Origin of the sequence: Azohydromonas caseinilytica (genome assembly GCF_012927045.1) — a bacterium.
Classification (GTDB): domain Bacteria; phylum Pseudomonadota; class Gammaproteobacteria; order Burkholderiales; family Burkholderiaceae_C; genus Azohydromonas; species Azohydromonas caseinilytica.
Map to the genome: position 1 here is coordinate 98,141 of NZ_JABBFW010000010.1, position 12,089 is coordinate 110,229.

General features: G+C 71.1%; 12 protein-coding genes. 6 read left to right on the plus strand and 6 right to left on the minus strand.

Annotation, left to right across the window (positions count from 1 at the left end; translation table 11 throughout):
- The first annotated feature begins 294 nt into the window (after positions 1–294).
- Complete coding sequence (locus tag HHL10_RS15805) at positions 295–468, plus strand: hypothetical protein (protein WP_169161351.1); 174 nt, start codon at positions 295–297, stop codon at positions 466–468.
- A gap of 53 nt (positions 469–521) precedes the next feature.
- The gene (locus HHL10_RS15810; RefSeq protein ID WP_169161352.1) at positions 522–671 is read left to right on the plus strand and encodes a hypothetical protein; all 150 of its coding nucleotides are present in this window, start codon (positions 522–524) and stop codon (positions 669–671) included.
- 16 nt (positions 672–687) lie between these two features.
- On the opposite strand, the gene HHL10_RS15815 is transcribed toward HHL10_RS15810, so the two are convergent.
- Complete coding sequence (locus HHL10_RS15815; protein ID WP_169161353.1) at positions 688–1,629, minus strand: pseudouridine-5'-phosphate glycosidase; 942 nt, start codon at positions 1,627–1,629, stop codon at positions 688–690.
- A gap of 191 nt (positions 1,630–1,820) precedes the next feature.
- Between HHL10_RS15815 and HHL10_RS15820 the strand changes: the two genes are divergently transcribed.
- Positions 1,821–2,027: a DUF6494 family protein gene (locus tag HHL10_RS15820; protein WP_169161354.1), complete on the plus strand. Its 207-nt coding sequence runs from the start codon at positions 1,821–1,823 to the stop codon at positions 2,025–2,027.
- Between the two features lie 261 nt (positions 2,028–2,288).
- Here the strand turns inward: HHL10_RS15820 and HHL10_RS15825 are convergent, their stop codons facing one another.
- Positions 2,289–2,669 carry a YXWGXW repeat-containing protein gene (locus tag HHL10_RS15825; RefSeq protein ID WP_169161355.1) on the minus strand — a complete coding sequence of 127 codons (381 nt, stop codon included), beginning with the start codon at positions 2,667–2,669 and terminating at the stop codon, positions 2,289–2,291.
- A gap of 722 nt (positions 2,670–3,391) precedes the next feature.
- On the opposite strand from HHL10_RS15825, the gene HHL10_RS15830 reads away from it, so the two are divergent.
- The 3 genes from HHL10_RS15830 to HHL10_RS15840 all read left to right on the plus strand — a co-directional run bounded on the left by HHL10_RS15830 (position 3,392) and on the right by HHL10_RS15840 (position 7,148).
- Positions 3,392–4,921 (plus strand): methyl-accepting chemotaxis protein, encoded by a 1,530-nt coding sequence (locus HHL10_RS15830; RefSeq protein ID WP_205833063.1) that lies wholly within the window; start codon positions 3,392–3,394, stop codon positions 4,919–4,921.
- Between the two features lie 397 nt (positions 4,922–5,318).
- Complete coding sequence (locus HHL10_RS15835; RefSeq protein WP_169161357.1) at positions 5,319–6,011, plus strand: HAD family hydrolase; 693 nt, start codon at positions 5,319–5,321, stop codon at positions 6,009–6,011.
- A 39-nt stretch (positions 6,012–6,050) separates the two neighbouring features.
- On the plus strand, positions 6,051–7,148 hold the full coding sequence (locus tag HHL10_RS15840; RefSeq protein WP_169161358.1) for a phospholipase A: 1,098 nt from the start codon (positions 6,051–6,053) through the stop codon (positions 7,146–7,148).
- On the opposite strand, the gene paeA is transcribed toward HHL10_RS15840, so the two are convergent.
- The 4 genes from paeA to HHL10_RS15860 form a co-directional block, all read right to left on the minus strand.
- Positions 7,145–8,467 (minus strand): polyamine export protein PaeA, encoded by a 1,323-nt coding sequence (gene paeA / locus HHL10_RS15845; protein ID WP_169161359.1) that lies wholly within the window; start codon positions 8,465–8,467, stop codon positions 7,145–7,147. The two genes, HHL10_RS15840 and paeA, sit on opposite strands and share 4 nt — an antisense overlap.
- 85 nt (positions 8,468–8,552) lie before the next feature.
- Positions 8,553–10,769, minus strand: coding sequence for a PAS domain-containing sensor histidine kinase (locus tag HHL10_RS15850; RefSeq protein ID WP_169161360.1), 2,217 nt, complete (start codon positions 10,767–10,769; stop codon positions 8,553–8,555).
- Between the two features lie 88 nt (positions 10,770–10,857).
- Complete coding sequence (locus HHL10_RS15855; protein WP_169161361.1) at positions 10,858–11,601, minus strand: fatty acid desaturase; 744 nt, start codon at positions 11,599–11,601, stop codon at positions 10,858–10,860.
- The gene (locus HHL10_RS15860) at positions 11,577–12,059 is read right to left on the minus strand and encodes a sterol desaturase family protein (protein WP_169161362.1); all 483 of its coding nucleotides are present in this window, start codon (positions 12,057–12,059) and stop codon (positions 11,577–11,579) included. The genes HHL10_RS15855 and HHL10_RS15860 overlap by 25 nt, the downstream gene beginning before the upstream one ends.
- Between the last annotated feature and the right edge of the window lie 30 nt (positions 12,060–12,089).

A 12,089-nucleotide genomic window follows, 5' to 3' on the forward strand; every position in this document is an offset into this window, starting at 1 on the left:
TGGGATGGGGCTGCGGTTGTGGGCTCAACCTGCACGCCATGGCGGTGGCCGGCGCCGTCGCGCGGCGCGAGGCCGGACCGCCGTTGCGACACCGTAGCCGCGCGCCGTCAGGCCTGGCAAATGACGATTTCGGATATCGAGCTGCGCTGCCGCGGGTCCAGCGTGGCCGGCCTGGTGCTCCCGGGCACATGCACGCGCCGCATGTGCTTGTGCGCATCGCGTCGTTCACGGCGGGAGATTCGGGGCCTATGGTTGCCGCAATCTCCTTTTTCCTTGCACTGCACACGCTTCGCCATGGCCCACCGCCGCCACCTGCTTGCCGCCGCGCTGGCGCTTCCCGCCGCGTGGCCCGCCCGCGTCTTGGCCGCGCCCGACCGGCTGCGCATCGCCGACGCCTTCAGCAACGAGGCGGTGCTGCCCCGCAAGGTGCACTTGGCCGACCTGTCCGTGTGGCGCCCGCCGGTCTGAGCCCGGCCACGCCGCCCGCTCCACTTCCACTCAGCCCACGCAGGCCGAGCCCCATGGACAGCAGCGATCCGATGTACTGGCTGATCATGGGGCTGGCGATCCTCATCGCCGTCCTGGCGTTGCGCGACCCCTGGGACAAGGACGCGTGGGGCGACAGCCGCAAGCCGCCGCCTGAAGACGAGAAGCGCCGGCCGCCCGGCTGAACACCGCTGCGCCGCTTCAACTCCGCGGCCCGTGCTCCGTGCGCGCCAGTGCCAGCGCCAGCCGCGCGCCGACCTCGGCGTTGTGCTTCACCAGCGCGATGTTGGCGGCCAGGCTGCGTCCGCCCGTCAGCGCCTTGATGCGGGCCAGCAGGAAGGGCGTCATGGCCTTGCCGCTGATGCCCTGCCAGCGCGCCTCCTCCAGCGCCTGGCCGATGAGCGCGTCGATCTCCCCGCGCGGCATCTCCGCCGCCTGCGGCACCGGCACGCTCAGCACCACGCCGCCGGCCAAGCCCAGGTCCCACTTGGTGCGGATCAGCCGCGCCTGCGCGTCCGCGTCGTCGATCCGGTAGTCGGCACGGAAGCCGCTGTCGCGCGTGTAGAAGGCAGCGAAGTTGTCCTGCTCGCAGCTGAGCACCGGCACGCCGTGGGTTTCGAGGTATTCCAGCGTCAGGCCGATGTCCAGGATCGACTTGGCGCCGGCGCACACCACCGCCACGGAGGTGCGGGCCAGCTCCTGCAGGTCGGCGGAGATGTCGAAGGTCTGCTGCGCCTCGCGGTGTACGCCGCCGATGCCACCGGTGACGAACACCTCGATGCCCGCCAGCGCGGCGCAGATCATGGTGGCCGACACCGTGGTGGCGCCCATCTCGCCGCGGGCCAGCACGGCCGGCAGGTCGCGGCGGCTGACCTTGTGCGCCTGCCCGCTCTGTCCCAGCCGCTCCAGCTCCTCGCCGGAGAGCCCGATGCGGATGCGCCCGTCGATGAGCGCGATGGTGGCGGGCTCGGCGCCCAGGTCGCGGATCAGTTGCTCCACCTCGCGCGCCGTGCGCACGTTGTCGGGGTAAGGCATGCCGTGGGCGACGATGGTGGATTCCAGTGCCACCAGCGGCCGGCCGGCGGCGCGCGCGGCGGCCACGGGCTCGCTGTGGCTCAGCCAGGAGCGGGCAAGGTCGGTCATCGGGACGGGGCGTGTGATGCGGGGCGTTGCAGTGTGCCGCAGCGCTACCGGCCAACCGCCAACGTCCCTCACGCCACCCGCCTCACTCGCTATTCCCGGAAGGGAAATCGACAGCTCAGCGCTGCCTATGCTTGAACGCGGGCGCGCCCGCCTTTGCGGCCGGTACGACGCCTCAAACCCGGAGAAAAGCCATGGACGAAGAGACTTTCAACATCAGCATCCGGAAATTTCTCAAGATGGTCGGCGTCAGCTCGCAGCGCGAAATAGAGCATGCGGTCGCGAAAGCCGCTGCCGCCAACGCCATCACGGGCAATGAGTCTTTTCCAGCCACCATGACGCTGGAGATTCCGGCCCTGGGACTGAATGTCAAGTTTGACGGCGAAATCAGGCTGCAGTGACCCACGAGATGCCTGCCCGGTCCGCAGGGCCGGCGGGCGCTCCACACCCGCCGATCAAGGCCTATTCAACATGGATGAAGATCGTTGCAGGGAGCCTTGGGAATAGAGCCCCGAACCAAACGCCCGGCCAATTCAAATCCCGAATATCACAGGGCCGGCAGCCGAAACTCCCTGCTCTTCCCGTCAACTCCTCACCCTTCCGCAGGCCTCCCGCGCCCCGTTACCCGGTGCGCGCGGCGGCGCACGGGCCACCGTGCCGGCTCAGCGCAGCACCCAGGCGCCCCGCGTCCAGACCCAGCCCGAGCCCGACCAACGCCAGTGCCCGCGCACCCACACGTAGCTGGGCGCCGGCGCGGGCGGGACCGGTTCGTAGACCGGCGCCGGCATGGCCGGCACCACCGCCTGCACGTAATGGCCGGCCGCCCAGCGCCAGCGCCCGTCGGCCCAGTACCAATGGCCGGGCACCCAGTGCCAGCCCACGGCCGGCGCGGGCGGCACCTCCTCCGCCACCGGCGGTGGCGGGTTCATGTAGACGACCCGCGGTGCAGGCGCGGTGGCACAGGCCGTCAGCGCGGCCAGCGCCGCCATGCACAGGACCCGGCGCGCCCGGGCCAACCGAGGATCAGGAAGGGGATGGGTCATGGTGAACTCCTTGCGCCGGCCAACCGGGCGATCGCTCCGCCGCGGCGTGGCCGCGATGCCACGCCGCTGCACGGCACCGGCCCGTCAGCCTCCAACGGGCGCGGCGGGTGCGCTGCCGACGCCCACGGCGCGCCGCCGCGCCGGCTTAAGCCCCGCTTCAGGCCGGCGGCGCGGGAGCGACGGTGGCCGGCATGAGCCCACGGGCCACGGCAAGGAATATGTCCCTGGCACAAGCCTTCGCGGCTGGCCGGCCGACAGGATTTTTGGAAGGCGTGCCACCTGGGAATCCATATATGGGTTTTCCCGGGTTTTGCAGCAGGGCGACTTAACGAGGCATCGGCGCAGCCGAATCCAGGTTGCGGTCATTTCCCAATGAACGGTTCCCGGCCGGACAAACAAACATGGAATTCAGCGACGACATTTCCCCAAACCCGGAACCACCGGTGTTTTCACGAATGGTTTTGCCCACTCTGATGAAGTTGTAGCGGGGCGCCGCCCCGCTGAAGCACCTGGCCGGTCAACCTCGGGATGCATCGGCCGGAATGAGCCAGAGCCGCATCAGGAAATGAATGCGGCGGCGAAGGTCTCGCCGGACGCCGACTTTCCGGCGCGCGGCAGGCACGACGCAGTGCCCCGGGGTGCGAGCAGTCTCCTTGGGGCAATGCCCTCCCAAACCGCTGTTTTCAATTCACCGGTCTGACGACATGAAAACACTGCGCAACTTGAGTATCGGTACCCGGCTGGCCCTGAGCTTCGCCGGGAGCGTGGCCCTGATCGCCTTGCTGGCCCTCACGGCGTTCATCGAGCTGAGCTCGGCACAGGGCAAGGCCGAGGAGCTCACCGGGCTGCAGCGCGAGCGGCTGGAGCTGGCCACCGAGTGGCGCGACAACATCCTCGTGAACTCGCAGCGCACGCTGGCCATCGGCTACAGCGCCGACAAGACGCTGGCGGGCCACTTTGCCGAGGACATCAAGAAGATCGTGGCCCGCACCACGGAAATCCAGAAGCGCTTCGGCGAGATCGAGACGGCGCCCGAGGCACTGGCGATCATGGAGAGGCTGGCCAAGATCCGCTCCGGCTACCTCAAGGCGCGCGAGGAGCTGTTCAAGGCCAAGAACGGCTCGGACGACCCGGCGGCCGTGGCCAAGCTCACGCAGGAGTTCCGGACGGCCACGCAGGCCTACATCGAGGCCTCGACCGAGCTCTTCAAGTACGAGCAGGCTCGCAGCGCGGCCGCGGGCCACGAGGTCGCGAACCAGCTCTCCAGCACCAAGATCAGCCTGGTCGTGGCGGCGGTGGCCTGCGCCGTCATGGCCTGCATCCTGGGCTGGCTGATGGCGCGCAGCATCGTGCGGCCGCTGTCGCTGGCGCGGGCCTCGGCCAACCGCATCGCCGGCGGCGACCTCAGCGTGGACGTGCCCTCGGGCAGCCAGGATGAGGTCGGGCAGCTGCTGCGCGCCATCGGCGCCATGCAGGACGCGCTGCGCCGGCTGGTGGGCGACATCCGCGCCTCGGTGGAGAGCATCGGCGTGGCCAGCGCCGAGGTGGCCGCCGGCAACCAGGACCTCAGCGCCCGCACCGAGCAGGCCTCGGCCAGCCTGCAGCAGACCGCCAGCTCCGTGGAGGAGATCAGCAGCACCATGCGCCGGAGCTCGGAGTCCGCCGCCGAGGCCGATCGCTTCGCGCGCTCGGCGTCCGAGGTGGCCGGCAACGGCGGCCAGGCGGTGCTGCGCGTGGTCTCGACCATGGACGCCATCAGCCAGAGCTCGCAGCGCATCGGCGACATCGTGGGCGTGATCGACGGCATCGCCTTCCAGACCAACATCCTGGCGCTCAATGCGGCGGTGGAAGCGGCCCGTGCCGGCGAGCAGGGCCGCGGCTTCGCCGTGGTGGCCAGCGAGGTGCGGGCGCTGGCGCAGCGCAGCGCCTCGGCGGCCAAGGAGATCAAGGACCTGATCGCGCAGAGCGTCGAGCGCATCGCCACGGGCGCGCGCGAGGCGCAGGAGGCGGGCCGCACCATCGAGGGCGTGGTCACCAGCGTCCGGCAGGTGTCGAGCATCGTCAGCGAGATCACCACGGCCGCCGTCGAGCAGACCCGGGGCATCGGCGAGGTCAACGAGGCCGTGGCCCAGCTCGACCGCGTCACGCAGCAGAACGCGGCGCTGGTGGAGCAGTCCGCCGCCGCAGCCACCAGCCTGCGCGACCAGGCCGCCGCCCTGTCGCACTCGGTGCAGCGCTTCAGGCTGACTTGATCGCGGCGCTTCGCTGGCATCGAGAGGAAGCCGTTCGGACTGATTCCACTTCTGGCCTCTGAGTGAAGTAATCCCGTTCGTCCTGAGGTATCGAAGGATGAACGGCCCCTACCGTGGTGCCGCCATCGCGGCCCGTCGGATTCGTACTTCGCTACCTCAGTACGAACGGATCATTTCACGACCAAAGTGGAATCGGTATGAAGCCTGACAAGCCAGGGCGAACGGAAATCTTTCACTGCCGGCTCAGGCGTCGACCGAGGGAAGCGTTCAGCACGCTTGCCGTTGATCCAGGCGCCCGAGCCCGCGCCCGGGGTCACTGGGCCGACACACGCGCCAGCCGCGCCGGGCCCTGCGGTTGCTGCGCCCCGGCATCGCCACCCTTCGCAGCCCCACCTCCATGAAGGAACTTGCCCCCACCGAGGCCGTCCTGCTCGACATCGACGGCACGCTGCTGGACAGCAACGACGCGCATGCGCAGTCCTGGGTCGATGTGTTCCAGCGCCATGGCCTGCCGCCCACCTTCGAGCAGGTGCGCGCGCTCATCGGCAAGGGCGGCGACAAGGTGCTGGCCGAGCTGGTGCAGATCGACCACGAGTCGCCGCAGGGAAAGCAGTTGAGCGACGAGCGCCGCGACGTCTTCCTCAACCGGTACCTGCCCGATGTGAAACCCACGCCGGGCGCACGCGCGCTGGTGCAGCGGCTGCGCGACGAGGAAATCAAGGTCGTGATTGCCACCTCGGCCAAGGGCGCCGAGCTGCAGGCGCTGCTGCGGCGGGCCGGCGTGGAGGACCTGATCGAGGAAGCCACCACCTCCGACGACGCCGACCACTCCAAGCCCGACCCCGACATCGTGCAGGCGGCGCTGGAGCGCGCCGGGGTGCAGCCGGTGGAGGCCATCATGATCGGCGACACCCCCTACGACATCGAGGCCGCCGCCAAGGCCGGTGTGGACACGCTGGCGCTGCGCTGCGGCGGCTGGTGGGACGACGCGGCGCTGGGCCGGGCCGAGGCGATCTACGACAGCCCGGCCGACCTGCTGCGGCGCTGGGAGGAATCGCCCATCGCGAAGCGGCGCATCCCCGGGGGATGATGCCGGCCCCACGGCAACCGCCGCGCGAGCAACGCCCTCATGCCCCTGCCCCGTCACCGCGACCTGCTGGCCGCCGCTTCACTCGTCCTTCTTCCTACCCTGTCATCCGCTTCAGCCGCCGACTGCGCCGCACTGGAGGACGACGCGCAACGCCTGGCCTGCTATGACCGGCTGTTCCGCCAGGCCGCGGCACGCAACGAGGCGCTGGCCGCTCCGGCCGCCACCGCCCCGGTGCCCGTACCCACGCAGGCTGCCGCGCCGGCGGTGGAGCGGGATGCGGTAACGCCGGGGCGGTCCGGCCAGGGCCTGGCCCTCACCGAGGCGATGTCGCAGTTCTGGGAGCTCACGCCCGCCGACAAGCGCGGCACCTTCGTCGTGCGGACGTACCTGCCCAACTTCTTCCTGCCGCTGCACCGAACGTCCGGGCTGAACCGGGCGCCCTCCAGCCCCACGCGCGGCGCGGTGCCGGCCCGGGACAGCGACCGCTCCACCGAAGCGAAGCTGCGCATCTCGCTGCGCGCCAAGGTGGCGGAGGGGTTGCTGCTGCCCGATGCGGACCTGTGGCTCGCCTACACGCAGCGCTCGCTGTGGCAGCTGTGGAATCGCGAGGACTCCTCGCCGTTCCGCAGCACCGACCACGAGCCCGAGGCGATCTACGTGGTGCCGGTGCCGCAGGGCCTGGGCGAGCTGCCCGGGAGCTGGCGCTGGCGCATGGTGCAGCTGGGCCTGGCCCACCAGTCCAACGGCCAGAACGGCGCGCTGTCGCGCAGCTGGAACCGCGTCTACTTCGGCACCGCCGCCGAGCGCGGCGACTTCGGCCTGCAGCTGCGCCTGAACCGGCGCCTGCGCGAGTCCGGCGATGACGACAACCCGGACCTCACCCGCTACATCGGCAACGCGGAGCTGACGGCCAGCTGGTTTCCGGGCTCGTCCACCATGCAGCTGGCCTGGCGCACGCACCTGCGCGACCTCAGCCGCGGATCGCTGCAGCTGGACTGGACCCACCCGGTGTGGCGCGACCACCCCGAGGGGCTGCGCTGGTACGTGCAGCTCTTCACCGGCTATGGCGAGACGCTGCTGGACTACAACCACCGACAGACCAGCCTGGGCGTGGGGCTGTCGCTGTTCAGCTTCTAGCCCGGCAGCACCACGTCGTCGCCCAGCGCCGTGACCAGCACCTGGTCGATGCGGGTGCTGTCCACGTCGATGACCTCGAAGCGGTAGCCGTTCCAGTCGGCGCGGTCGGTGCGGCGCGGGATGCGGCGCAACCGCACCATCAGGAAGCCCGCCAGCGTGTCGTACTGGCCGCGCTGCGGCAGCTCGGCCGGGTCCAGGTGCAGCGCGCGCAGCACGTCGCCGATGGGCGTGAGCCCGTCCATCAGCCACGAACCGTCCTCGCGGCGCACGATCTGCTCCTCGTCGCCGGTGAGCACCATGCTGCCCATGACGGTGCTCATCACGTCGTTGAGCGTGATCACGCCCACCACCAGGCTGTACTCGTTGACGATGACGGCGAAGTCCTCGTGCGCCTGCCGGAACTGGGTTAGCACCTCCGACAGCGTCAGCCGGTCGGGCACCATCAGCACCTTCTTGAGCAGCCCCTTGGCGGCCTCGCCGTGCAGCGCGATGGGCTCCTTGCGCAGCACGCGCGCGAACAGGTCGGCCGCATCGACATAGCCCACGACCTGGTCGATGTGCCCGTCGCAGACCAGGTATGTGGAATGCGGCTGCGCGGCGATGCGGGCGCGGATGATCTCCTCGGCCTCGTCCTGCAGCAGGTAGACGATGCGGTCGCGCGTGGTCATCGCGCTCTCGACGGTGCGCGTCTCCAGCTCGAAGATGTTCTCGATCACCTCCTGCTCCTGCACGTGCAGCACGCCGGCCTCGGCGCCGGCCTCGGTCAGCGCCAGGATGTCGGCCGAGGTGATGCGCTCGTCGCGCTGCTGCGGCAGGCCCAGCAGCCGCATCAGCGCGTCGGCCAGGCCGTTGAACAGCCACACCACCGGCGCCAGCAGCCGCATCCACCAACGCATGGGCGTGAGCAGCCGCATCGCCAGCCGCTCGGGCTGCGTCAGCGCCAGGCGCTTGGGCAGCAGGTCGGCGAAGAGGATGAACAGCGATGTGACGATGGAGAAGGACAGCAGGAAGCCCGCCAGCTCGGCGCTGCGCGCGGGCAGCACCTGCTCCAGCAGCGCCACGGCGTAGGGGCTCAGCGCATCCTCGCCCACCACGCCGCCGAGGATGGCGACCATGTTCTGGCCGATCTGCACCACGGTGAAGTAGCTGCCCGGTTGCGACTGCACCTGCAGCACGCGCTCGGCGCGCACATCGCCCTCCTCCGCCAGCTGCCGCAGGCGCAGCCGCCGGGCCGAGGCCATCGACAGCTCCGCGACGGAGAAGAAGGCGCTGAGGGCGATGAGCAATGCAATGGTGAACAAGCTGCCCGCGGAATCCATGCGAACCAGTGTAGCGGCGCCCCCATGACGCGCCGGGGCACCCGGGTTGCGCCGTCACCCATGGCGCGCGTGGGCCGTTGGTGGCTCAACCGGAAGACGCGACCGCACCGTCCAGCGGCACGCGCAGCAGCACCGTGGTGCCCACGCCCGGCTGCGACTCCAGGACGAAATGCCCGCCCAGCGCCTCGATGCGCTCCTTCATGCCCAGGACGCCCCAGCTGGCGCGGCCCGGCGCGGCGTGGCTGCCGTCGCTCTCCTGCTCGAAGCCCACGCCGTCGTCCTCGATGCTGGCCAGCAGCTGGCGCCGGCTGCGCTTGAGGCTCACGCTCACGCGCGTGGCGCCGGCGTGCTTGGTGACGTTGTTCAGCGCCTCCTGGATCACGCGGAACACGGCCGTCTCCACCGGCGTGGGCAGGCGCTGGCCGTCCAGGCCATGCAGCACCAGGTCCACCGGCGTGCCCGACAGCTCCGACCAGGTGCCCACGTAGGCCGCCACGCCGTCGCCCAGGCCGCAGTCCTCCAGTGCCGTGGGCCGCAGCGTGAAGACGATGCGGTCGAGCTCGCGGTCCACCTGCTGCAGCAGGCCGTTGAGCGTGCCCAGCCGCTCGCGCGCCGCCGGCTCCAGCGGCTGCTGGGTCAGCGCGCCCACGGCCAGCCCCAGCGAGGTGAGGTACTGGCCCAGCGAGTCGTGCAGCTCGCGCGCGATGCGCCGGCGCTCCTCGTCCTGCACATGCTCCACGCGCGCCAGCAGCGCGCGCAGCTCGCGCGTGCGCTCCCTGACCTGCTGCTCCAGCAGCTCGCGCGCGCTGCGATGCGCCTGGATGTCGGTGGCCGAGCCGAACCAGCGCACGACGCGCCCGTCCTCGTCGAGCTGCGGCTCGGCGCGCACCAGGTGCCAGCGGTAAGGCCCGTCGCGGCTGCGCAGGCGCAGCTCGTTGTCCAGCGGCTGCTGCTGCCGCAGCGCCTGGCGCCAGCGCGCCACGGCCGTGAACCGGTCGTCCGGGTGCACCACGGCCGTCCAGCCGTCGCCCAGCGCCTCGCTCTCGCGCTGCCCGGTGTAGTCGCACCAGCGGCGGTTGAACCAGTCGGCCCGGCCATGCGGGTCGTTGCTCCACAGCAGGTCGGGCACGAGGTTGGCGATGGCGCGGATGCGCGCCTCGCTGGCGCGCAGCGCCTCCTCGGCGCGCTTGCGCGCGGTGATGTCCAGCGCCAGCACGAAGAAGCCCTGCACGCTGCCGTCGGGCGCGAGGTTGGGGATGTAGTTCTCCTCGGTCCAGCTGTGCAGCCCGGGGCCGTACTTGTCGGGCTCCTTGTCCTCGAAGCGCACGCGCGCGCCGCGCAGCGCCGCCTCCACGCCCGGGTGCAGCCGCTCGTAGACATGGGGCTGCAGCCACTGGCGCATGGTCTTGCCCAGCAGGGCTTCGCGCGGCACGCCGAAGAAGCGACTGAACTCCTCGTTGACCCAGACGTAGCGCTGCTGGCGGTCGTGGTAGCCGATGAGCGCGGGCATGTTGTCGGTGATGACACGCAGCCGCGCCTCGCTCTCGCGCAGCGCAGTGAGGTCCACCGTCACGGCCAGCAGCCGCGGCGCCTCGCCGTCGAGCGGGTCCAGCCGCGTGAGGCTGCTCTGGGCCACCACCACCGAGCCGTCCGGGCGCAGGTAGCGCTTCTCCAGCGTGGCGCTGCCGCCATGGGCCAGCACCTGCTCCGCGGCGGCCAGGCTGGGCGGCACGTCCTGCGGATGCGTCACGTCGCAGATGCCGATGCGCAGCAGCTCTCCCGGGTCGCGGCCCACGATGCGGCCCAGCTCCGGGTTGGCGCGCAGGAAGCGGCCGTCCGCGGCGATCTCGGACAGTCCCACCAGCGCACGCTCGAAGATCAGCGCCAGCCGCGCCTCGCTCTGGCGCAGCTGTTCCTCGCCGCGCTTGCGCTGGCCGATGTCCTCGATCACGGCGAAGGCGCGCACCGGGCGGCCCCGGGCGTCGCGCAGCACGTTGCCGCTGGCGCGCACCCACACCACGGCGCCGTCCTTGCGCAGGTAGCGCTTTTCCACCTGGTAGCCGGTTTCGCCGCGGAACAGGCTTTCGAAGGTGCGGCGGTCGAGCTCGCGGTCCTCGGGGTGGTTGAGCTGGTCCACCGTCATGGCCAGCAGCTCGGCCTCGCTGTAGCCGGCGATGGCGCACAGCGCGGCATTGACGCGCAGGAAGCGGCGCGTGACGGGATCGGTCTGCGCCATCCCGACACCGGGGATCGCGAACATCCCGGCCAGTTGCGCCTCGGCCGAGTCCGATTCGTGCGACATGGACGCCTCCGGACCGCTGAAGGGATGAGAGCAGTCTAGGACGTGCGCGCGGCCGGCACGCCACGGTGCCGGAGCCACCGTGCCACGGTCAATGCCGGGCCCCGGCCGCGTCCACCGCGGGCAGCCGCCACCACGGCACCTGCGGCCACAGGTGGTGCTCGTGGTGGCGCCCGAAGTGGTAGCAGGCCAGCAGCGACAGCAGCCAGGGCCAGCGCAGCGAGCGCGTGCGGTGGCGGTCGGCGAAGGCATCGGCGCCCTGGCGGTGCGGCAGCCAGGTGCCCACGGTGAAGAGCTGCAGCGCGGACAGGATCGCCGGCAGCCCCCAGAACGCGATCAGGTTCGAGGCCCGCGCGCCCAGCGCCAGGTACAGCGCCAGCACGGCGGTGACGGTGGCGAACTCGATCCAGCCGAAGTGCCGCAGGAAGAAGGCGCGCAGCCACGGGGTGAAGGCGCGCGGGTCGGCGGCGTGGAAGTCCGGGTCGTCCGCCGTGCCGGGCGCCTCGTGGTGGCGCTGGTGCGAGGCCGCCAGCCGCGCGAAGCGAAAACCCGCGTACAGCCCCACGCACAGCTGCCCGACGGCGGCATTGAGCCGGGGCCGGTGCGGCGCCAGCGAGCCGTGGATCGCGTCGTGCGCGACGATGAACAGCCCCGTGGACAGCCAGGCCTGCAGCGCGATCAGCAGCGGCGCGCGCAGCACGTCGATCGCGCTCCAGCGGTGCGGGAACACACCCCAGACATGCAGTGCCAGCCAGCCGCCGATGATCGCCGCCGCCAGGGCCAGTCCCACACGCCGCTGGCGCGCGGGCGTCAGCGCCGGCGCTGCGCGTGCCATTGCGCCTCCAGCCGCTCGGGATCGGGCGCCCACAGGAAGCCGAACGCCACCGCCCCGTCGCGCTCGCGGCTGCGGTGGTGCAGCAGGTGGGCGCGCACCAGGCGCAGCAGGTAGCCGCGCCGGGCCTTGAACGGGAACGGGATGCGGCGGTGCACCAGCCCGTCGTGCACCAGCACGTAGAGCAGGCCGTAGGCGGTGATGCCCAGTGCCATCCACCACAGCGCGCGCCATTGCACGTCGGTGCCGATCCAGAACAGGGCGATGGCCAGCGCCGCGAACACCAGGCCGAACAGGTCGTTGCGCTCGAAGCGGGAGCCGCCGCCCGGCTCATGGTGCGAGCGGTGCCAGCACCACAGCGGGCCGTGCATCACCCAGCGGTGCATGGCCCAGGCCACGACTTCCATGGCCGCGAATCCGGCCAGGAAGGCAAGCAGGTGCACGAACTTGGGCAGCAGCATGGCGAGGGGAGTCTGCAGCAGGCGGCGTGC